This is a genomic window from Algibacter miyuki, from assembly GCF_030409805.1.
Lineage (GTDB): Bacteria > Bacteroidota > Bacteroidia > Flavobacteriales > Flavobacteriaceae > Algibacter > Algibacter miyuki.
This window is the reverse complement of record NZ_JAUFQP010000007.1, coordinates 1,109,021-1,131,070: the sequence shown is the minus strand read 5'-3', so window position 1 is coordinate 1,131,070 and position 22,050 is coordinate 1,109,021. Positions and strand designations below refer to the sequence as shown.

Annotated in this window: 15 protein-coding genes; 11 read left to right on the top strand and 4 right to left on the bottom strand. The window is 36.6% G+C overall.

Translation table 11 applies throughout. From position 1 onward, the window contains the following. Window positions 1-486 precede the first annotated feature (486 nt). The gene (locus QWY92_RS07760; RefSeq protein WP_290268288.1) at window positions 487-3,426 is read right to left on the bottom strand and encodes a TonB-dependent receptor; all 2,940 of its coding nucleotides are present in this window, start codon (window positions 3,424-3,426) and stop codon (window positions 487-489) included. Between the two features lie 387 nt (window positions 3,427-3,813). After that, complete coding sequence (locus QWY92_RS07755) at window positions 3,814-6,444, bottom strand: TonB-dependent receptor (protein ID WP_290269961.1); 2,631 nt, start codon at window positions 6,442-6,444, stop codon at window positions 3,814-3,816. A gap of 398 nt (window positions 6,445-6,842) precedes the next feature. On the opposite strand from QWY92_RS07755, the gene aspS reads away from it, so the two are divergent. From aspS to QWY92_RS07730, 5 genes are all read left to right on the top strand, one after another. Continuing rightward, window positions 6,843-8,597, top strand: coding sequence for an aspartate--tRNA ligase (gene aspS, locus QWY92_RS07750; protein ID WP_290269959.1), 1,755 nt, complete (start codon window positions 6,843-6,845; stop codon window positions 8,595-8,597). 44 nt (window positions 8,598-8,641) lie between these two features. Continuing rightward, on the top strand, window positions 8,642-9,358 hold the full coding sequence (locus QWY92_RS07745; RefSeq protein WP_290269957.1) for a DUF6503 family protein: 717 nt from the start codon (window positions 8,642-8,644) through the stop codon (window positions 9,356-9,358). Between the two features lies 1 nt (window position 9,359). Further along, window positions 9,360-11,153, top strand: a complete 1,794-nt coding sequence (locus QWY92_RS07740; protein WP_290269956.1) for a chloride channel protein — start codon at window positions 9,360-9,362, stop codon at window positions 11,151-11,153. Window positions 11,154-11,254: 101 nt separating this feature from the next. Then, the gene (locus QWY92_RS07735) at window positions 11,255-13,042 is read left to right on the top strand and encodes a chloride channel protein (protein ID WP_290269953.1); all 1,788 of its coding nucleotides are present in this window, start codon (window positions 11,255-11,257) and stop codon (window positions 13,040-13,042) included. A gap of 14 nt (window positions 13,043-13,056) precedes the next feature. Beyond that, a complete protein-coding gene (locus tag QWY92_RS07730) occupies window positions 13,057-13,293 on the top strand; it encodes a hypothetical protein (RefSeq protein WP_290269951.1) in 237 nt (78 codons plus the stop codon). 207 nt (window positions 13,294-13,500) lie between these two features. On the opposite strand, the gene QWY92_RS07725 is transcribed toward QWY92_RS07730, so the two are convergent. Then, the gene (locus QWY92_RS07725; RefSeq protein WP_290269949.1) at window positions 13,501-13,950 is read right to left on the bottom strand and encodes a nucleoside deaminase; all 450 of its coding nucleotides are present in this window, start codon (window positions 13,948-13,950) and stop codon (window positions 13,501-13,503) included. 52 nt (window positions 13,951-14,002) lie between these two features. Between QWY92_RS07725 and dxs the strand changes: the two genes are divergently transcribed. The 4 genes from dxs to QWY92_RS07705 all read left to right on the top strand — a co-directional run bounded on the left by dxs (window position 14,003) and on the right by QWY92_RS07705 (window position 18,364). Next, window positions 14,003-15,775 carry a 1-deoxy-D-xylulose-5-phosphate synthase gene (dxs, locus tag QWY92_RS07720; protein WP_290269947.1) on the top strand — a complete coding sequence of 591 codons (1,773 nt, stop codon included), beginning with the start codon at window positions 14,003-14,005 and terminating at the stop codon, window positions 15,773-15,775. A gap of 171 nt (window positions 15,776-15,946) precedes the next feature. Beyond that, entirely contained in the window at window positions 15,947-16,732 is a 786-nt protein-coding gene (locus QWY92_RS07715) for a hypothetical protein (protein ID WP_290269944.1), read from the top strand. Window positions 16,733-16,950: 218 nt separating this feature from the next. Next, window positions 16,951-17,184: a hypothetical protein gene (locus tag QWY92_RS07710; protein WP_290269942.1), complete on the top strand. Its 234-nt coding sequence runs from the start codon at window positions 16,951-16,953 to the stop codon at window positions 17,182-17,184. 55 nt (window positions 17,185-17,239) lie between these two features. After that, window positions 17,240-18,364: a glycoside hydrolase family protein gene (locus QWY92_RS07705; RefSeq protein ID WP_290269940.1), complete on the top strand. Its 1,125-nt coding sequence runs from the start codon at window positions 17,240-17,242 to the stop codon at window positions 18,362-18,364. A gap of 195 nt (window positions 18,365-18,559) precedes the next feature. Here the strand turns inward: QWY92_RS07705 and dgt are convergent, their stop codons facing one another. Next, the gene (gene dgt, locus QWY92_RS07700) at window positions 18,560-19,900 is read right to left on the bottom strand and encodes a dGTP triphosphohydrolase (RefSeq protein WP_290269938.1); all 1,341 of its coding nucleotides are present in this window, start codon (window positions 19,898-19,900) and stop codon (window positions 18,560-18,562) included. A gap of 164 nt (window positions 19,901-20,064) precedes the next feature. On the opposite strand from dgt, the gene QWY92_RS07695 reads away from it, so the two are divergent. Next, complete coding sequence (locus QWY92_RS07695; RefSeq protein ID WP_290269936.1) at window positions 20,065-20,454, top strand: carboxypeptidase-like regulatory domain-containing protein; 390 nt, start codon at window positions 20,065-20,067, stop codon at window positions 20,452-20,454. 306 nt (window positions 20,455-20,760) lie between these two features. Next, a complete protein-coding gene (locus tag QWY92_RS07690; protein ID WP_290269934.1) occupies window positions 20,761-22,029 on the top strand; it encodes a beta-helix domain-containing protein in 1,269 nt (422 codons plus the stop codon). The last annotated feature ends 21 nt before the right edge of the window (window positions 22,030-22,050 follow it).

The following is a 22,050-nucleotide window of genomic DNA, read 5'->3' as shown; positions in this document are numbered from 1 at the left end:
CCTATTAATATTTAAAAGCCTCGTAAATCATTTGATTTACGAGGCTTTTTTTTTGAGCTTATTTAATTATGATGATACAATTTCTCCTTACGTTGAAATGGTTTACGTAAACTTTATACGCTTAGAAGTATACCGACGATTGGCGGTGTCACACACGATTCTATTAGCATAGTTCTATTTAATGATACTACGTGTTTTAACAGACTAATATCAAAAAATAAAAACCCAGACACTTTAATAAAAAAGGTCTGGGTTTTTATTTTTTGATATTAGTCTGTTAAAACACGTAGTATCATTAAATAGAACTATGCTAATAGAATCGTGTGTGACACCGCCAATCGTCGGTATACTTCTAAGCGTATAAAGTTTACGTAAACCATTTCAACGTAAGGAGAAATTGTATCATCATAATTAAATAAGCTCAAAAAAAAAGCCTCGTAAATCAAATGATTTACGAGGCTTTTAAATATTAATAGGTAAACTATCTTATTTCAAGTTGAATGTTAATCTACCAAAAACATAGCGTCCGTTGTTACCAAATTGCGATACACGACGAGAGTACACAAACTGGTTGCTAGACGTTAAATAACCTGGTAATTCATCTGGATAAACATCTAATAAATTGTTTGCTCCTACAGTTAACCTAAGAGATTCGCTAAAGTTATAACCTACAGTTAAATCGGTTACTACATTAGATCCAATTTCTGGATGACCACCACCTGTTAAGTTTCCGGTATCGAAAACACTACCAAAGAATGCATTTCTTAAGAAGAAATTCCAATCTCCCATTTCTAAGTTATGCGATAGATTCGCTTTAACTCTAGGTACTGCAAGCTCTAAATATATCCTAGAAGCTTCATCAAAATAATTATCCAATAAACCTGCAGCCGTTAGAATATCACTTCCTTTTGTAGCGCCTACTTTTTTAGTTTTTGAATAAGTTGCTGCTAAATTATTAGTTAATCGTCCGTTTCCAATATTTGCTTTATGAGAAATAACAACATCTAAACCTTTAGTTTCTGTATCAATAGCATTTGCAAAAAACGCTGCTTGACCAATACCTAAATTAGTAAAAATATCGGCTAACTGAGAGCCATCATTAGGACTTGAAAAGTTACCTGTGTATGTAATTCTATCATCAATAGCGATATAGTAACCATCAACTGTAAATGTTAGGTTAGCATCTGGTATTTTAGAAGTAAACCCTAAACTCGCATTAAACGATGTTTCTTCTTTTAACTTCGGTATTCCGAATAAAGCTGCTGCTCTAGAGTTATTTGTAAATGTACCCACTTGCTCTGCAATACCTTGATCGTTAAATAAGGTATTCGATTTGCTATAAAATTGTTGATGTAAAGATGGCGCTCTAAACCCTGTACTTAAAGCCCCCCTAATATTGGTGTTCTCACTTAATTTATAACGCATGGCTAATTTACCATTCAATGTGCTTCCAAAATCGCTAAAATCCTCAAAACGCACTGCTCCACTCACTAAAAATGCTTCGGTAATATCTGCTTCAACATCAACATATAATGCCATACTGTTTCTTTTAGTATCTATAGCATTTCCTGGAGTAAACCCTGAAAATACTTGAGAACCTGCATCGGTTTGATTTCCAAAAAAGTCAGTTACTTGTAATGCTGGAGTTCCAGACGCTGCAACAGTTTCAATCTCACCATTAACATCATATTTAGCGTAAGATGATACTTCACCAGCTTCAATAAAGAAATTTTCAACACGATATTCCGCACCAAAAGCAACGTTTAAACCAGACATGATATCTTCGTAAAACTTAGACATATCGAAGTTAACCGTGTTTTGTTGAAAACCATTAAGTCCTGCATCAAATTCCGTTGGAGATGAAGCTTGTAAGTAAAAGTTTGTGGTGTTCGTAATATTATATGCAAAAGTATTTAAACCCCAAGTATGAGATAAATCGATATTCCAATCGTTAATTTTTCCTTGAATACCGAAACCTAAAGATTTATCAATAATATCAGACTCGATATCTGGTAAGAATCCATTAATATAAGATAAGGTATTTCCTCTACCAGAAGCATGCCCAGGCGTTCTATAAAATCCAGAAGCATCACCATGACGGTAAGATAAACCACCAAAAGCATATAATTTAGCCTCGTTTTCATCATCACCTAAAGGGATTTCTAAATTACCCATAAATTGCCCTTGATCTAAAGCAGACTGACCTACGCTCATATTATAATCGTTACGCGTTTGACCTCTAGCCACTAACTCAGCATCAGTAACATCTAAACCAGTTAAAATTCCGGCAGTTTGCGCTCCTGTAACTGTATTATACCCCGATAACTCTTCAATACTTGAAGCACCAGCGATTTGCGATTGTAAACCAGAATCAAAATGACCTACTTGTGAAGCATAGTTTTGAATAGCTCCTAAATCGGTTCTTAAATCAGACAGATTAAAACCATCTTGATACGCTTGCCACTCTATAGAATTGTAAGCATGAAAAATATCTCCAGTAGTTGCACGTGCACGAGAAGTTCTTTGACGTGTTGTTAAAGACCCCGTCATGTTAATAAAACCTCCTTTATCACCTAATGGAATACCATAGTTTAAATCAATTTGTGTTTTTTCACCATCGATACCACCATCATGATCATTTCCATTTTTAGACATGTTTGCTCCCGTAGTTATGGCAGCTGTAAGTTCATTAACATTATCTTTTAATACAATATTGATAACTCCAGCAATCGCATCAGATCCGTATTGTGCCGCAGCACCATCACGTAATACTTCAATTCTTTTAATAGATGCTGCAGGAATAGCATTTAAATCGGTTCCTACAGAACCACGTCCTGGCGTACCGTTTACATTTACTAAAGACGATGTGTGTCTTCTTTTTCCATTCACTAAAACCAATACTTGATCTGGTCCAAGCCCTCTTAATTGAGCAGGATCAATATGATCCGTCCCATCGGCAACAGTTTGTGTGTTAGATGAAAATGAAGGCGCCACATAGTTCAAAATTTGTGTTACTGAAACTTGAGGACCCGCAGTAGCTAAATCGGCCATATCAATAACATCAACAGGAACAGCCGTGTCTACAGATGTTCTACTTGGATTTCTAGACCCAATTAAAACCACCTCATTCAAAGCAACTCCAGATTGCATCCTTATATTCATTACACTACCCAAAACAGCTTTCTCCTGTGTCTCATAACCCACATAAGAAAACACCAAAATAGCGCCGTTGCTGGCGTTGATAGAATAATTTCCATCAAAATCTGTTGTTGTTCCTGTTGTTGTGCCTTTCACAACAACGGACACACCTGGCAGTGCTCCAGAATCATCTTTTACAACACCCGAAACATCTTGGGCGAATAGCGTTCCTGAAGTTCCCATAAATAATAGAAACATCAAGCATTTAAAGTTTAAAAGTTTACTCATAATAATAAATAATTTTGAATTAGTTAAAGCTAATATATGCATATTATATTGGATATTAAATGCTTAGATGTAAAACAATACACACAAAACATCCTTTCCGATATAAAAACTTACAAATTAAAAAACTGTTTTTGTGTCTTGTTTTTTTTAAACAAAAAACCAAACACAACTATAACTCAATGACAATCAATATTCTAAAAAACAAACCACAAAGTATAGCCTTAAAAATAAAACGTATTATTAACGTTTTATTAGTATTTAAGAATTATTTTAAATAGTCTAAAAAAAATGTTAAACTTAAAAAAAAACCCCAAATTTTGGAGAAAAGGCCAAAATTTGGGGTTTATAGAATAAAAAATACGTTTTCTAAAACAAGCGTTATTAACTTTAGAATTTAAAGGCTAAACTCGCATTAATTATAGTACCGTTAAAACCAAATTGATTTACTTCCCAAGCGTATTTAAAACGCCCTCCAAGATCGGTAACCACATCACCTTTAGCATCTAATTCATCTGGATACACATTAAATAAATTATTTACAGAAATGTTCCCCGAAACCTTTTCATTAAACTCATAACCAACGATTAAATCTGTAAGCACCTTACCTGCGAAGGTTTGATCGAACGCAGGATTACTACCATGTTGCCACGTAACCTCGCCAAAATAAGTATTATTTACAATAAAATCCCATTTATTTAAATCGTAATCTAAACCTAATAATACTTTAGATTTTGGTCTTGCCGATGTAATTCTAGCTTGCTCCTTTCTATTGAAAATTTCGTAACCATTTGCTGCAAATATAGCAGGTGTATCAATTGCGCCTTCAATAGTAGTTTCATTAAAATTAGCCGCTAAAGTAGCATTCAAGAGCCCTTTACCTAAATCGATATTAGTATAATTAACCACTAAATCTACTCCTGAAGTACTTGTACTTACAGCATTTACAAAAAACTTCAAACTGGTAATAGAATTAGCTATCAATACACTTTCTACTGGATTTGTTGATCCATCATCGCCATCGAATCCAATTTCACCTGTAAATAAAACACGATCATCCACCTTTACATTATAAAAATCTGCTGAAACAGAAAGGTTAGGTTTAACCTTATAAGTTATACCTGCCGATATGTTTTTAGATGTTTCCGCAGTAAGCTGCGGCACACCTAAATCTTCTCGAATAATTGGGTCTACATTATTAAACGTGCCTTGGTTTGAAATACTACCACCAGAAACCAATGTTTGCACATTACTTAAATATATTTGATGTAACGATGGCGCTCTAAACCCTGTACTATATGATGCCCTCAAAGCCCCTTTATCACCTAAGGAGTAACGCCCACTTACTTTCCATGATACATTGTCTCCAAAATCGCTAAAATCTTCATATCGAATAGCTCCACCAATTAGTAAAGCATCGGTTGGCTCCCATTCTAAATCGCCATAAACACCATAATTATGTCTATCGGCACGCACCGCATTAGCAGGCTGTAAACCTGGGAAAGACTGCGCATTACCATTCCCTGTAGGATTATAGTAGGAAGCAGGATCACCTGCTCTTGCAGAAAAGTTCTCTTTCTTTATTTCTGCTCCAAAAGCAATATTCACTTGCCCTAAACTTCTTGACAAATCTAAATTCGCCAACGAGTTGCTAAACGTATACCCCCCAACAGCAAATTCAATTGGACTATTTGCTCCTAAGTCTATATTTAAAGTGTTGTTTACATCGTAATCAATTCTGTTTCTTCCGTATGTTCCACTAAAATCGACATCGAAGTTAAATAATTTCCACTTTACACCAGCCGTTAAGTTGTTATCGACAACATCGGTTTCAAAAGTGGGCTGAAACCCATTATAATCAGAACCCGCTTCGTGTAATAAATTATATGGATCTCCAACCCAGTAAGGCGCTCTGTATAACGCAAAACTTGTGCCTTGTCTAGACGTTACACCTCCAAAAGTATAAAACTCACCTGAATCATTTTTGAAAGGCACTCCTGCGTTAAAAAACAAATCGAGTTTTTTTAACTCGGGTTGCCCAACGTTCATCCCTAATTCAGGATTATTAGCTAACCAATCTCCCCAAGTCTGATCACCAGCATACACTCCAATTAAAGCATCTGTTCCAGGAGCCCCTGGTCTATTGGTTTTTTCTTGTTCGTAATATCCCGCAGTAAAATTTAAATACGCACCATTATCACCAGATAAGCCTGTGTTTAAATCCACACCAAAATTAAAACCATCTCCTTCGGTTGTCATCCCCGATTTTACATTGACCGTAGTATATTCAACGTTCTTTTTTAATACCATATTGATAACACCCGCAATAGCATCAGAGCCATATTGTGCCGAAGCACCATCTCTTAAAACCTCGATACGCTCAATGGCAGCAGCAGGAATACTTTTTAAATCTACACCAACTTCACCTTTTCCTGGCGTATCATTAATATACACTAATGCACTTTGGTTTTTACGCTTTCCATTTACTAAAACCAACGTTCTACTTGGTCCTAAGCCACGTAAATCTGCAGGATCAAAATGCGCTGTAGCATCAGAAACAGCTTGAGTAGACGAGTTAAACGATGGCACTTTATAAGTCAACATTTTATCAATAGTTGGCTGTCCCGTTTTACGCATTTCATCTAAACCTATATTATCAATAGGCACAGGTGAATCTAAAATAGTTCTTGGTTTTGCTCTATTTCCTGTTAAAACAATAGCATCTAAAGCCACTCCCGATTGCATGGTAACATTCATTTTATTTCCTGAAACTGCTTTTTCCTGAGTTTCATAACCCACGTACGAAAACACCAAAACAGCGTTACTATCGGCACTTATGGAGTATTTACCATCGAAATCTGTTGTGGTCCCCGTAGTTGTTCCTTTAACAATTACCGATACACCTGGCAAAGCACCAGATTCGTCACTTACCACACCCGAAACCTCTTGTGCGATTAGCGTTCCCGATGTGCCTATAAATAACAGAAACATCATCCCAAAATGATTTAAAAATTTAGTCATATAATTAGTTTATTTTGAATTAGTTATAGCTAATATATACATATTATCGTTTTTCTTAATAAAAAATTAACATAATATTCCATCTACATATAGCATTTTAACAAAAGATACCGTAACAAACCATATATATTATTGATTTTTAAGCTAAAAAATATCAATATGATAATTGCCAATAATATAAAAATTAAAATCAACCCAAGGTTTCAACACCATCCAGCATCGCTTAAAAACAGCATCAAAAAAAGACTCAAACAGACTCGCCTCTCCCCTCTTCAACAACACATCTAGGCGATTAACTCTAAAAACATCATAACGCAACCCTATTTAATCAATATTTGCGACCGAATAGATTTGTAATTGCATAATTTGGGTTAAATTTGCACCTCAATTTTACAACAATGTACAGAAGTCATAATTGCGGCGAATTAACTGCGGCACACATTAATACAGAAGTAACCCTATCTGGTTGGGTGCAAAAGTCTAGAGATAAAGGTTTTATTGTTTGGGTCGATTTACGCGACCGTTACGGTATCACTCAACTTGTTTTTGATGAAGAGCGTACTAGCAAAGATTTAATAGAACAAGCCCAACATTTGGGACGTGAGTTCGTAATTCAAGTTAAAGGAACGGTTATTGAACGTGCTTCAAAAAACCCGAATATGCCAACGGGAGACATAGAAATTTTAGTTTCCGAGCTTATTATTTTAAACAAATCGATACTACCTCCTTTTACTATTGAAGACAAAACCGATGGAGGCGAAGATATTAGAATGAAATATCGTTATTTAGATATTCGTCGTAACCCGGTAAAAAACAGTTTAATTTTTAGATCTAAAGTATCTCAAGCGGTTAGAAATTATCTTTCTACTGAAGGCTTTATCGAAGTTGAAACACCATATTTAATAAAATCTACTCCTGAAGGCGCACGCGATTTCGTAGTTCCATCACGTATGAATGCTGGTGAATTTTACGCCCTTCCACAATCGCCTCAAACCTTTAAGCAACTGCTTATGGTTGGTGGTATGGATAAATATTTTCAGATTGTAAAATGCTTTAGAGATGAAGATTTACGCGCCGATAGACAACCCGAGTTTACACAAATAGATTGTGAAATGGCATTTGTTGACCAAGAAGATATTTTAAATGTGTTTGAAGGTTTAACCCGTCATTTATTAAAAGAAGTGAATGGTGTTGAAATTGAAAAATTCCCAAGAATGCTTTACGACGATGCAATGCGTTTATACGGAAACGATAAACCAGACATCCGTTTCGGTATGGAATTTGGCGAATTAAACGCGGTAACACAACATAAAGAATTTGGGGTATTCAACAATGCTGAATTAGTTGTTGGTATTGCTGTACCAGGTGGAAATAGCTACACTAGAAAAGAAATTGATAAATTAATAGACTGGGTAAAGCGTCCGCAAGTTGGTGCTTTAGGCATGATTTATTCACGTTGTAATGACGATGGAAGCTTCAAATCTTCCGTAGATAAATTTTACGACCAAGACGATTTAGCCAAATGGGCAGAAATTACAGGCGCCAAAGCAGGCGACTTAGTTTGTGTACTTTCTGGAGATACAAATAAAGTACGCGCACAATTAAGTGCTTTACGTATGGAATTAGCAGAACGCTTAGGATTGAGAGATCCCAAAGTATTTGCTCCACTTTGGGTTATCGATTTCCCTTTACTGGAACTGGATGAAGAAACCGGACATTACCACGCCATGCACCACCCATTTACATCGCCAAAACCGGGACAGATAGAACTTTTAGACTCTAACCCAGGCGAAGTAAAAGCCAATGCTTACGATTTAGTTTTAAACGGTAACGAAATTGGAGGAGGTTCTATTCGTATTCACGATAAAGCCACGCAAGCCATCATGCTGAAACATTTAGGTTTTTCTGAAGAAGAAGCAAAAGCACAGTTTGGATTTCTAATGGATGCCTTTGAATATGGTGCTCCACCACACGGCGGTTTAGCTTTTGGATTAGACCGATTGGTTGCTATTTTAGGCGGACAAGAAACTATTCGAGATTTTATTGCCTTTCCAAAAAACAATTCGGGCCGAGATGTAATGATCGATGCACCCGCCCCAATTGATGATGATCAATTAACAGAGTTAAGCTTAAAACTTAATTTAAAATCATAATATTAAAATCCTGCTTTTGCAGGATTTTTTAGTAAACCAAATACATGAAAAATTTAATCCTTCTTTGCTTACTTTTCGTATCAACAATCGGTTTATCCCAAGATATTACGGGTGCTGAATTATTAGAGAAATCTATACAATTTCACGACCCTGATAATAATTGGAAAAACTTTGAAGGCGCATTTTCAGTTACCATGAACATGCCCAACAAACCCGAACGAATAAGTAATATTTCAATAAGTTTACCTAAAGAATATTTTGCTTTACAAACTCAAAAAGACACGATACTTGCGGAGTCCGTTGTTAACAAATCAGACTGCACCTTATCTATTAACGGCAATACCAACTTAACGGATGCACTTAAAAAAGAGCATAACTTAAGCTGTAAGCGCGCAAAATTATTTAAAAACTACTACACCTACTTGTACGGTTTACCAATGAAATTAAATGATGAAGGCACTATAATAGATCAAAAAGTAACTCAAAAAACTTTTAAAGGAAAAGAATATTTAGTTTTAAAAGCTACTTACCAAAAAGAAGTTGGTAAAGATACTTGGTATTTCTACTTTAATCCAGAAACCTACGCCATGGAAGTTTATCAGTTCTTTAAAGATGAAAGCAAAAACGATGGCGAATACATCCTGCTAACCGGTTTAGAAACCATAAACGGGATAAAAATGCCAAAAAACAGAGCTTGGTATTTCAATAAAAATGATGGATATCTAGCAACCGATATTTTATCTAAATCCGTACAAAACTAAAATGCCTAAAAAAACCATCTTAAAACAAATTCTTATTTGGAGAGCCAAACACATCTCCAAACGCCAGTTTGTTTACCTGCTTAGTATCATTATTGGTTTCGCATCCGGAATGGGCGCTGTAGTTTTAAAAAACTTAACGCACTTTATCCAGCATTTATTAGAAGGCAAATTAGTAAAAGACTATCATCATGCCTTTTATTTTCTATTTCCCATTATCGGTTTAACTCTAGCTTACCTTAGTATAAAATACGTTATCCGGAATAAAGTCAGTCACGGTATTCCATCCACATTATATGCCATTTCAAAACGAAAAGGACTCATGAAACCCTTTCAAATGTTTGGTTCTATTTTAACCGCGCCATTAACCGTTGGCTTTGGAGGCTCCGTAGGTTTAGAGGGACCAACCGTAGCCACAGGTGCTGCGTTAGGATCTAATATTTCGCGCATGTTCCACATGAACCAAACCACCAGAACCCTCCTTATTGGATGTGCGTCTGCTGGTGCCATGAGCTCTATTTTTAAAGCGCCTATTGCGGCTATTATTTTTGCGATTGAAGTGTTTAGTCTCGATTTAACTATCGCATCTATGTTACCACTTTTATTAGCATCACTTTCAGCAATTTTAACCTCACGTTTTTTCTTCGGAAGCGACGTTATTTTACCTTTCAGAATTGAAGATAAATTCTACCTTGCCGATGCGCCATTCTATATCATCTTAGGAATTGTTGCGGCCTTTGTATCCATTTATTTCACGGAAGTTTACGATAGAATTCAAAAGTTTTTCGACACTATTGGTAGCCCAATAAAAAAACTACTTATTGGTGGTATTGGTATTGGCTTACTTGTGTTTTTAATTCCGCCTTTATATGGTGAAGGTTTCGACGTTATTAATAATCTTATTGTTGGCAATCCCGAAAAAGCTTTGGAAAACAACTTGTTTCAAATGGATTTAACCAATATTTGGAACGTTGTTTTACTTCTAACCGCACTTATGCTTTTTAAAATTATAGCTAGCGGACTCACCTTTGGAGCCGGTGGTGTTGGTGGTATTTTTGCACCAACCCTTTTTATGGGTAGTATTATGGGCTTTTGCATATCCAAAATAATTAACAACAGCGGATTAATAAATACGCCAATTTCCGAAAGTAATTTTACCCTAGTTGGTATGGCGGGTGTTTTAGCTGGTGTTTTGCATGCGCCACTTACGGCCATTTTCTTAATTGCTGAACTTACGGGCGGTTATGAGCTTTTTGTTCCTCTAATGATTACCGCAACCATATCTTTCAGTATTACCAAATATTTTAAACCCCATTCGGTTTACAATATGGAATTAGGTAGAAAAGGCGAATTAATTACCCACGATAAAGACCACGCCGTTTTAACTTTAATGGATATCGATAAAGTTATTGAAACCAACTTTATGATTTTAAATCCGAACATGACTTTAGAGCAAATCATCCAGAAAGCGGTAATTAAATCGAAACGAAATATCTATCCTGTTGTAAAAAAGGATACCCAGAAATTAGAAGGCATTATTCTTTTAGACGATTTACGCCCTATTATGTTCGATCAATCTTTATACAACAATGTTTTTGCTTCCGATTTAATGCAGAAACCACCCGAAGTAATCAACCTCGACAAAGATAAAATGACCGATATTATGAAAAAATTTCAAGACAGTAGCGCCTGGAATTTACCCGTAAAAAAAGACGGAAAATATTATGGTTTCATCTCAAAATCTAAGCTACTCACAGCTTACCGTCGTCAATTAATAAATCTTCAAGACCAGTCGTAAAAACCAAAACATAAAGAGAATATCGACGCTATTAAAGTTAAGTGCTTAAAATTGAACACATCCATGTTTTTTTTGTAATTTTATACTGAATTCAGTAACTAATGCCACGATCTACCAAAAGTTTATTACGTAAATTCTTGCTTTGGAAATACAAACACATTTCCGAAAACCAGTTTATTTATATCCTGAGTATTCTAACCGGTTTTCTTGCCGGAATGGGTACCGTGGTGCTTAAAAACTTAACGCATTACATTCGTTTATTATTAGAATTAGAAGCTTTCAGAAACCATCATCACGCGCTCTATTTTATATTTCCTATTATAGGTTTGCTGCTTGTTTACATCATTAAGCAAGTTTGGTTAAAAAAGCATATTGGCCATGGTATTTCATCAACATTACACGCCATTTCAAAATTAAATGGCATCATCCCCAAATATAATATATACGCGTCCTTAATCACAGCACCACTTACCGCAGGTTTTGGAGGTTCAGTAGGTTTACAAGGTCCTGCCGTAAGCGTGGGTTCTGCTTTAGGTTCCAATGCCGCACGTTTACTCCACATGAGTACTAAAACTCGACTTTTACTAATCGGTTGTGCAGCCGCTGGTGCTATGGCATCCATGTTTAAAGCCCCCATTGCCGCCATTATTTTCGCCGTAGAAATTTTCAGTTTAGATATTGCATTTGCCTCATTGGTACCACTATTACTCGCATCTGTTTCCGCAGTACTTACCTCTTACATGTTTTTAGGTACCGACGTGCTATTACGTTTCGAACTCACCGATAAATTTGAAGTTAACGACATCGGTTTTTACATCATCCTTGGGGTGGTAACCGCCATGGCATCTGTTTATTTTTCAAAAGTATTTTTTGCGATAACCAACTTTTTCAAACAATTCGAAAGTCGTGCCGTACGTCTACTAATTGGTGCTTTAGCCATTGGTACTATCCTTTATTTTATCCCGCCGCTATACGGTGAGGGCTACGGTATTATGAATAACTTACTCAAAGGCGACCACCTTGCAGCCATTGGTAAAACACCATTCAATTTAGACCTCAGTAATATTTGGATTGTTATCGCGCTTTTAATTGGCATTGCCATTTTTAAAGCCATTGCCATGACCACCACTTTTGGAGCCGGAGGTGTTGGCGGTGTATTTATCCCAACATTGGTTATGGGTAGCGCACTCGGAAATGCTTTCGCTAAAATCGTGAATAATATCGGGCTCGGTTTTCATGTATCCGAATCTAATTTCACACTCATCGGGATGACTGGTTTAATGGCCGGCGTACTTCATGCACCGCTTACCGCGATTTTCCTCATAGCAGAAATTACTAGCGGATACGAACTTTTTGTGCCTCTAATGCTTGTTTCAGCCATTTCATTCAGTATTACAAAATCTTACATTTCCCATTCTATATATACGCTAAAACTTGCCGAACGTGGCGAACTTATGACCCACGATAAAGATCAAAACGTACTCATGGTTTTAGATATCGATAAAGTAATCGAAACGAATTTCATTACCCTAAAACCAGATATGAAACTCGGCGACATCCTCAAGAATGCCGTCGCCAAATCGTCCAGAAATCATTTTCCTGTGGTTAATGATAATCACGAATTTCTCGGTGTTATCCGTCTAGACGACGTGCGTCATATCATGTTCAATTCTGATTTATACGACACCGTAGATGCCGATAGTCTCATGCATGCCGACGCCGGAATTATAGATTATAACGCCGATAATATGAATACGATTATGGATAAATTTAAAAGCAGTGGCGCCTGGAATTTACCCGTTGTAAAAAACGGAAAATACTACGGTTACATTTCAAAATCTAAACTCCTTACCGCCTACCGCGAACAACTTATTAACTTTACAAAATAATCACAAATCCACGAATGAAATACCTCATCGCCATATTAACCATCGCCGCTTTCACCAGTATCATTCTTGGTTTCGTACTCGAAGTAGATTACACCGAAAAGCTCATCGGCTTTGGCGTAACAAGCCTTTTTCTTATCGTTTTCCCCATATTTTCATACTACCGTTGGAAAGGAAAAGACCCCAAAGATTACATGCTAACCAAAGAAAATCTGGATAAAATGAAAGCCTCTCAACGCGATAAAAAAAATTAAACTTTTTTGGGCGTTACCCGAAAAGGGTCGGGCTTTCCGTTCCAAGTCCTCGCACCTCCTACGTCGGGCTGTGGGCTATCCACTGCAATCCCTAACGCGGGCATATTTGCCGTAAGCATTTCAAACTCGTCATTCAAACAACAGGAGAAATCGTATAATAAAAATCGTGTACTTTTTTTTAAAGAAGCTAACAACCTACGTTAACTCCTAATTCAAACCACGTCTAGCAATAAAAAAACGTTTCATTAAAGCAGAAGCTTCATCTTCCAGAATACCCCCTTTAATTTTTGTTTTGGGATGCAATTTCGTGTTTAAATGAATACAACCGCGTTCCAAATCTCTGGCGCCATAAACAATATTAGAAATCTGACTCCAGTACAACGCACCTGCACACATTTGGCACGGCTCTAAAGTAACGTACAACGTGCATTTTTGCAGATATTTTCCACCTAAAAAATTAGCAGCTGCTGTTATGGCTTGCATTTCAGCATGTGCCGTAACATCATTCAAGGTTTCGGTTAAATTATGTCCGCGTGCAATAATTTTATTATCAATTACAATTACAGCACCCACCGGAATTTCGCCACGTTCAAAAGCCGACTCTGCTTCCTGAAGTGCCTTTTTCATAAAATAAGTATCATCAAAAGGTTGTATCATCTAGCAAAAATACAATTTGAAACTATTTAATTACGCTCCAACTTGAAAAATCATGTATTTTTGCGCTGTGCAAAACAACATACTCAACCAAATAAACTCACCCGAACAACTTCGTCTTTTAAACCAAAAAGACTTACCGCAACTTGCTCAAGAACTGCGAAACTTCATTATTAATATTGTAGCTACAAAAGAAGGGCATTTAGGCGCTAGTTTAGGCGTTGTCGAGTTAACTATTGCATTGCATTACGTTTTCAATACACCCAACGACCAGCTTATATGGGATGTTGGTCACCAAGCTTACGGTCATAAAATATTAACAGGAAGGCGTGATAATTTTCATACCAACCGCCAATTACATGGTATAAGTGGCTTTCCAAAACGTGATGAGAGTATTTACGATACTTTTGGTGTTGGACACGCCTCCACCTCTATTTCTGCAGCTTTAGGCATGGCCATTGCTTCCAAATTAAAAGGTGATTTTGAAAAACAACACATTGCCGTTATTGGCGATGCGAGTATTGCTGGAGGTATGGCTTTCGAAGGCTTAAACCATGCAGGTGTTACCAACTCTAATATTTTAGTAATTTTAAACGATAATGCTATTGGTATAGACCCCAGTGTTGGGGCTTTAAAACAATATTTAACCAACGTTAAAAAAGGCACACAAAAACAAGATAATATTTTTGAAGCCTTAAATTTCAACTATTCCGGGCCTATTGATGGGCACGATTTACCAAAACTAATTCCGGAATTAGAACGTTTAAAAACCGTAAAAGGTCCGAAGTTTTTACACGTTATTACTACAAAAGGAAAAGGTTTAAAACAAGCTGAAGAAGACCAAGTAAAATATCACGCACCAGGAAAATTCAATGCTAAAACAGGCGATTTAAGTATCAAAGCCCCAACCATTGAACCTCCAAAATATCAAGATGTTTTTGGCCATACCATTGTTGAACTCGCTAAAATTAATAAAAAAATTGTAGGCATAACACCTGCAATGCCCACCGGAAGTTCCTTAAAATACATGATGGCCGATATGCCCGACCGTGCTTTTGATGTTGGTATTGCCGAACAACACGCCGTAACTTTAGCTGCAGGTATGGCTACTCAAGGTTTAATACCATTTTGCAATATTTACTCGACCTTTTTACAGCGTGCTTATGACCAGATTATTCACGATGTAGCCTTGCAAAAACTACCTGTTATTTTTTGTTTGGATCGCGCGGGATTAGTGGGAGAAGATGGCGCCACCCATCACGGAGTTTTCGACTTATCTTATTTAAGATGCATCCCAGATTTAATTATTTTTGCTCCGCGAAACGAAATCGAACTACGCAACATCATGTACACAGCGCAATTGGGACTAGATTATCCCATAGCCATTCGCTACCCTAGAGGTCGTGGTGTTACCATTGACTGGAAACAACCGTTTTCAAAAATTGAAATAGGCTCAGGTGTTTCACTTAAGCAAGGAAATCATCTTGCAGTTTTAAGTATAGGCAACATGGCCGAACCTGTAAGTAAAGCCATTGAAACTTTAGACGTTTCACATTACGATATGCGTTTTATAAAACCTCTAGACGCTAACTTACTACACCGTATTTTTAAAGCAAACCAAACAATAATCACTATTGAAGATAACGCTATTACCGGAGGTTTTGGTACAGCTATTTTAGAATTTTCAGCTGAGCACAACTACAAAAACACCATTAAAACCTTAGGTATTCCAGACCATTTTATTGAACACGCTAAAGTTGATGAATTACACCAACGCATTGGTTTAGATGCTGATAGCATCTTAAAATTCATTAAAACACTGCTTTAAATAACTTTTTTAAATTTGTTTTCGTGAGAAAAAACAACTATCTTAGTTATATTCTAACACATCTCTCCCCACAGGTACATTTTAATAGCCACACCCTTGCAGAATGAGTCCGCACACAGACCTATTTATGCAAGCAGAACACTGTTAATAGACTTTAAACCTTTATTAAAGATGAAAAATTTTATTGGCCTGGGGAGGCTATTTATCGTAATTACGGTTCTTTTTATGAGCTCCTGTGGCGACTCCAAACGAGCTCAACAAAAAGTTGATGAATCGGCTACTGAAAGCATTAAAGAAGCTATAGAAGAGGCCATGGAAGAAGCAGTAGAAAATACTACTGAAAACATAGGTGATACCCCGAAAGATATTCAAGCACCCATTATAATCCCGAAAGAAAACGAATTAAATAAGGACAAATACCGTGTACATTTATCAGTTGATAGTATTATTCACTTGAATGAAATAGGCATACTACGTGTATGGCTTGGCGATACCTCGATTAGACCGGAACGCATGGTCGGAATGGTTGAAGATGAAACCATGTTCCCAAAATCGGTTGGAAAATACGCCAAAATAACACCTGTTGCACCCGACTTTGAAGTACTCAACCCCATGCCTGCAAAATGCCATAAAATAGATGCTAGCGGTTCGGAAGTTCGTTTTTCGATTAAGCCAAAATCTAAAGGAGTTTACCGAGTTAGCGCCAATATCGAATTATTTGAAACCAGTGATTGCAGTGGTACATCGACTCCAAAAACAGCTAAAACCTTATCGGTAAACGTAAATGTTGATCGCAAAAATGACTTTTTAAAAAAATTAGATGAGTTGCTTAATATTGTTTGGGATAACTTCGTGAAATTCTGGGGAGCTTTAGTAGCTTTACTTTTCGCTGTTCTACTCTTTTTTATCCGACGTAAATTAAAAAACAAAACTGGTTTTGAAGAGGATGCCAATTAGTAAGCTCCAACAATTTCTTTCTCACTTAAACAAAACTAGTAGAAGCTATAGTATTATTCTACGCTAAAAGTTAAAATTGAAGAATAAAATCTATCTCATTTTTATTATGCGGCAAAGTGATATATATTTGGGTGTACTGATATCCTTCGGTTACCGAGAACTAAAAAGAATAAAATCAGAAACTACCAATAGTTTACTGACTACTATATAATAACACAATGATTATAGAACAAGAAGAGAAATTTAAAGAAGTACTTTCTAAAATAGAAGGAAAAATTAATGAACAAACTTTTTTTAATAAGTTCTTGGAATTGTATCCTGAGGTTTGGAAAAAACGTAAAATTATGTTTTCAAAATTTAATAAAAGCAAACAATTTGGACAAAAAATTCCGTTACCAAAACCTGAAGTTTCTTTACGAAAGGAAATTAGGGTGTGGTTACAAAAACAATAACATTGGAATTAAAACGACATAAACACCAACAACACTTCCCTTTGACACACCACTAATGAAACTTGCAAAATTAACATTACTAACCATTACTATTTCCGCTACCTTTTTTATAGCCTGCAAAGAAAACACGAGTAAGAAAACAGAAACCTCTACGGAAGTGACTTCAAAACCTTACGAAAAGATGCCAACAGCCATGTCTGACCAATGGGCATTTATAGGAGAATCTATAAACGAACCTGGTTATGATGTTTGGGGAAGTTCGCCCATAAGAGATGAGCAAGGTAACGTACATTTATTTTCGGCAAGATGGCCATCGAACACGCCTTTTAAAACAGCTTGGCGTTTTAATAGTGAAATAGCACATTACGAAGCCAAAAGTCCGGAAGGTCCGTTTCGATTTAAAGGTGTTATAGGACAAGGGAAAGGCGGCAACGCTTGGAATGCCGCAGGTTTCCATAACCCTAATATCAGGAAAATTGACGATAAATATGTTTTAGTTTACATCGCTAATGATGGCGATAAACAACATGGCCCGAGCCAACGTATTGGTATGCTTATTAGTGACAACATTTACGGGCCTTGGATAGAAACTCCAAACAAAAACACCCCATTACTTAGTCCGCCAAACGATAATACCATTTGGTGCCATAATAGCGGACTAGGCGTAAACAACCCAAGTATTATAAAACTCCCTAACGGAAAATATCATTTATATTTTAAAGCCATGGCTGGCCCAAAAGGATCGGGTGCAAAAGTAAGTATGGGCGTTGCTATTTCGGATAAATTAGAAGGACCTTACCTTATCCAACCCGACCCTATTACGAGTAATAAAGCCCGAATAGAAGATGGTTATGTGTTTTTGTGGCGTAATCAAGTTTGTTTGTTAACTACGGATAATCATGGTATTTTAGAAAAAGGCGGCGGTTTGCTTTGGGTATCAGAAGATGGCCTTAAGTTTAATTCCGAACCGTTGTCTGGATTTCATAATTTCCAACAATATTATCTTAACGGGCAAGTTCCTGAAGGTGCCAATCCGCGCTATGGAAAACATGTTAAATTTGAAAGACCTCAGCTTTTAATGGATGCTAATAACGAACCGGAATACTTGTATTGCCCAAGTGGTGTGGCTCTAGATGGTAGCGATGGCTCGAATAATTATGTGTTGAAATTTAGGAAATAAGATAACTAAACGGACTTAGAGTACGCACTTACATTCCGGATAATAATTCATTTACTTTTACACAAATATCTTGGCAGGCTGTTGCGTTAGGGATGGAACGGCCTGTTTGAGCTCCCCGACCTTTTGGGAGGGAGCGAGTAGTGATAGCCCGACCCTTCCCGATAGCAATCGGGAAGGGTAACGCCCAAAGGGGTACTAAAACCCGAAACCTTTTATCTTTTTATATTCTTTTATAGCTTTACTATCGGTGAGGAGCGACACGTAGTAACACACACTAGATAGACGTTTGTACAGACTAGTGCTTGTTGAATTGATACCTTTAGGCAGGCTTTTTAGTATGAGTTTATCGTAATTAGATGCCGTGTTATTGAAATCGTTATTTACAGCACTTGCATAGGTATTTAACAGCGTGTTTATAACGCCATAACCTGCAATTTCTTTATCGATAACCTCGCTGGATTGGTAAACGTTATCGATACTAATTTTAATGATGTCGTTTATTTGGGCTTCGTACTGGCTTTTATCAAGCAATGCACAATCAAAACTCCCGTTTAATATAGCTTCTTCGTTTTCCATAAACAGGTTTACGGCTTCGTTTATTAAACTACCAATAGATAATGCACGTAAATAACCAATGCGGTCTTCGCGGGAGGATAGTGCGTAATAATTTTCGGGCTTTATATTATGACGAATGATTTTTGAAAGATATTCTAGAGCAAACTCTTCTTGAATAAGTCCGAGGTTGATACCGTCTTCAAAATCGATTATGGTGTAACAAATATCATCGGCTGCTTCCACTAGAAAAGCTAAGGGATGACGTGAAAAACTTAAATCGGTTTCGCTACGTTTTAATAAACCAAGCTCGTTGGCTACATCTTGAAAAGCTTCTTTTTCACTTTGGAAAAATCCGTATTTTTTATCTGCAATATGTGCTGTTGGCTTTTTAGGTAACGATTCTTTGGGGTATTTCATAAACGCCCCAAGTGTGGCGTAGCTTAAACGGAGTCCGCCCAAACGCCCATCGCGATCTTCGGTTAAAATTTTAAATCCGTTAGCATTACCTTCAAAATCGCAAAGATCTTGATATTCTTTATCAGTCAATTGATTTTTGAAACTTTTACCAGCACCGGTGATAAAAAATTCACCAATGGCTTTTTCCCCAGAATGCCCGAAAGGTGGGTTCCCGATATCGTGAGCCAAAGCTGCTGCGGCAACAATAGCACCAAAATCGTTGGCTTGATAGCCTAATGAACTTTGCAAATGTGGGTGTTTTTCTAATAGTTTTTTACCCACCAAACGCCCAAGTGAGCGCCCAACCACACTAACCTCTAAACTGTGCGTGAGGCGTGTGTGAACAAAATCGGTTTCGGATAACGGAATAACCTGAGTTTTATCTTGTAAACTTCTAAATTCTGATGAAAAAATTACACGATCGTAATCTACTTCAAAACCTAAACGGGTTTCGTCTTGTTCTTTTCTAATACGTTTATTGGTGTCGCCAAAGCGTTTTAAGGATAGTAGTTGTTCCCAGTTCATGGTAAAAATTTATATGCTGGCAAGATAACATTTCCTAATAAAAAATAAATAAAAATTCGCTTAACATTAGGGTAACCTTATCATCACAGTTGTTTAATTGTTACATAACATTCTAGTGACCTTAATGCCTTTATTTTGCAGAGCAAAATTTATTTAGTATTACCATGAAACATCTTTTTTTAATATTCGCTTTTTTAATATCGGCTACAAGCTTTGCTCAAGATAACGTATCTATCTCAGGAAATATTCTAGATTTAGAATCGAACCAAGCTCCACTAGAACTAGCAACTATAACTATTAAAGAAACGGGCGCTAAAACGGTAACAGACAAAAACGGAAGCTTTAAATTTGAACATTTACAAGCCGGAACGTACAATGTATCACTTAGTTTTGTGGGTTACGAATCTAAAACGATAGCTGTTAATGTTGTTGATAACAGGATAACTACAATAAATGAAACCTTAGGCGCCAACACTTTATCTTTAGACGATTTAATGGCCGCTTTCGCAAATAGTAAAACCGCAGAAACATCATCGGTTACAGCAAGTAATTAAAGGATAATAACATATTTCATTCATTATAAAAAAAACAGTCTTCTTAATTAGAAGGCTGTTTTTTTTATGTCTTTATATTATGTTCCCAAATAATAGATTACCACATTTCCTCGAAATCAACTATAGCATTAAGCCATTTTCTAATGTTAACTTAATGTAACCCTCTTGTAAAATCAAGCAACATTAAGGTAACCTTTTACTAACACTTTTATTACCGTTCGTTAATCTTGAATTAACACCATTTTAAGATTACGGTAGTTTCTTTGCCGAAAGAAATAAACAAAATATATCAAAATTAAAAAACTCATGAAAAAAATAATTTTACCTCTGTTAATGGTATCTACACTAGTTTTTACTGGTTGTCTTAAAGATGATGATACACCTATTATAATAGAAGAAATTACAATTATCCAAGATGGTGGCAATGGCACAAGTACTACGGAAACGGTTGCAGTAACTGGAGCAATTACTGAAAATACCACTTGGACGAATGACAAAATATATGAATTAAACCAAAAAGTAGTTGTTGATAATGGAGCTACTTTAACTATTGAAGCTGGAACTATTATTAAAGGAAAGCCAGGAACAGGTTCTTTAGCATCTGCTTTAATTATTGCAAGAGGTTCTAAAATTAATGCTGAAGGTACTTCTACAAGCCCAATTATTTTTACTTCTACAAGTGATGATATTGATGCAGGCGAAAATGCAGGTTCTAATTTAGATGAATCTAACAGAGGACTTTGGGGTGGCCTAATTGTTTTAGGTAACGCACCTTGTTCTTTTAAAGGTGATTTAGTTGAAGTTCAAATTGAAGGTATTCCTGCTGATGATACTTTTGGATTATACGGTGGAACAGATGCTGCTGATAACTCTGGAGTACTTAAATACATTTCTATCCGTCACGGTGGTGCTTTAATTGGTGAAGGAAACGAAATTAACGGTTTAACACTTGGTGGTGTTGGTACTGGAACTGTAATTGAAAACATTGAAGTTATCGCAAATGTTGATGATGGTATCGAGTTTTTCGGTGGTACAGTAAACGTAAAAAACGTATTAGTTTGGGGACAAGGTGATGATGCTTTAGATATTGATCAAGCTTACTCTGGAACTATTGACAATGCGGTTGTTGTTTTAGGAGACGCATCTGATCATGCTTTTGAAATTGACGGACCAGAAGGAACTGCTACAGGATCTTTTACTTTACAAAACGCAACTATTGTTGGAAACGGTGTTACTGCAAACGGTGAATATGCCGATTACAGAAGTGGTGCTACTGGAGCAACTAACAATGTTTATGCTTACGGATTTAAAGCCGATTCTGATGTAGAATTAGATAACGACGGTGTAGCCACAAACTATAACGACGCTAAATTAACATTCTCTGCTTGGGAAATTGTATTACCAACAGGTGTTACCGCGGTAACAGATGTTTTTGCTAACAAAGCAGAAACTGTAACAGTTACTGGTTTCGGCTCGGAAGCTACTGCAGTTGCTAAAGGTGCACAAACTGTTGGAGCAACAATCTCTGAGTTTACTTGGACTTACGCTGTAATCGAAGGTGGTTTATCATTATAAAAAATAACCGCTTCACTTTAT

Bases quoted from the DNA above. Each gene is read 5' to 3' on its own strand.
- QWY92_RS07705 (WP_290269940.1), top strand. From the start codon at position 17,240: ATGAAACTTGCAAAATTAACATTACTAACCATTACTATTTCCGCTACC.
- QWY92_RS07755 (WP_290269961.1), bottom strand. From the start codon at position 6,444: ATGACTAAATTTTTAAATCATTTTGGGATGATGTTTCTGTTATTTATA.
- dxs (WP_290269947.1), top strand. From the start codon at position 14,003: ATGTATTTTTGCGCTGTGCAAAACAACATACTCAACCAAATAAACTCA.
- aspS (WP_290269959.1), top strand. From the start codon at position 6,843: ATGTACAGAAGTCATAATTGCGGCGAATTAACTGCGGCACACATTAAT.
- QWY92_RS07695 (WP_290269936.1), top strand. From the start codon at position 20,065: ATGAAACATCTTTTTTTAATATTCGCTTTTTTAATATCGGCTACAAGC.
- QWY92_RS07760 (WP_290268288.1), bottom strand. From the start codon at position 3,426: ATGAGTAAACTTTTAAACTTTAAATGCTTGATGTTTCTATTATTTATG.
- QWY92_RS07740 (WP_290269956.1), top strand. From the start codon at position 9,360: ATGCCTAAAAAAACCATCTTAAAACAAATTCTTATTTGGAGAGCCAAA.
- QWY92_RS07735 (WP_290269953.1), top strand. From the start codon at position 11,255: ATGCCACGATCTACCAAAAGTTTATTACGTAAATTCTTGCTTTGGAAA.
- QWY92_RS07730 (WP_290269951.1), top strand. From the start codon at position 13,057: ATGAAATACCTCATCGCCATATTAACCATCGCCGCTTTCACCAGTATC.
- dgt (WP_290269938.1), bottom strand. From the start codon at position 19,900: ATGAACTGGGAACAACTACTATCCTTAAAACGCTTTGGCGACACCAAT.
- QWY92_RS07715 (WP_290269944.1), top strand. From the start codon at position 15,947: ATGAAAAATTTTATTGGCCTGGGGAGGCTATTTATCGTAATTACGGTT.
- QWY92_RS07690 (WP_290269934.1), top strand. From the start codon at position 20,761: ATGAAAAAAATAATTTTACCTCTGTTAATGGTATCTACACTAGTTTTT.
- QWY92_RS07745 (WP_290269957.1), top strand. From the start codon at position 8,642: ATGAAAAATTTAATCCTTCTTTGCTTACTTTTCGTATCAACAATCGGT.
- QWY92_RS07725 (WP_290269949.1), bottom strand. From the start codon at position 13,950: ATGATACAACCTTTTGATGATACTTATTTTATGAAAAAGGCACTTCAG.
- QWY92_RS07710 (WP_290269942.1), top strand. From the start codon at position 16,951: ATGATTATAGAACAAGAAGAGAAATTTAAAGAAGTACTTTCTAAAATA.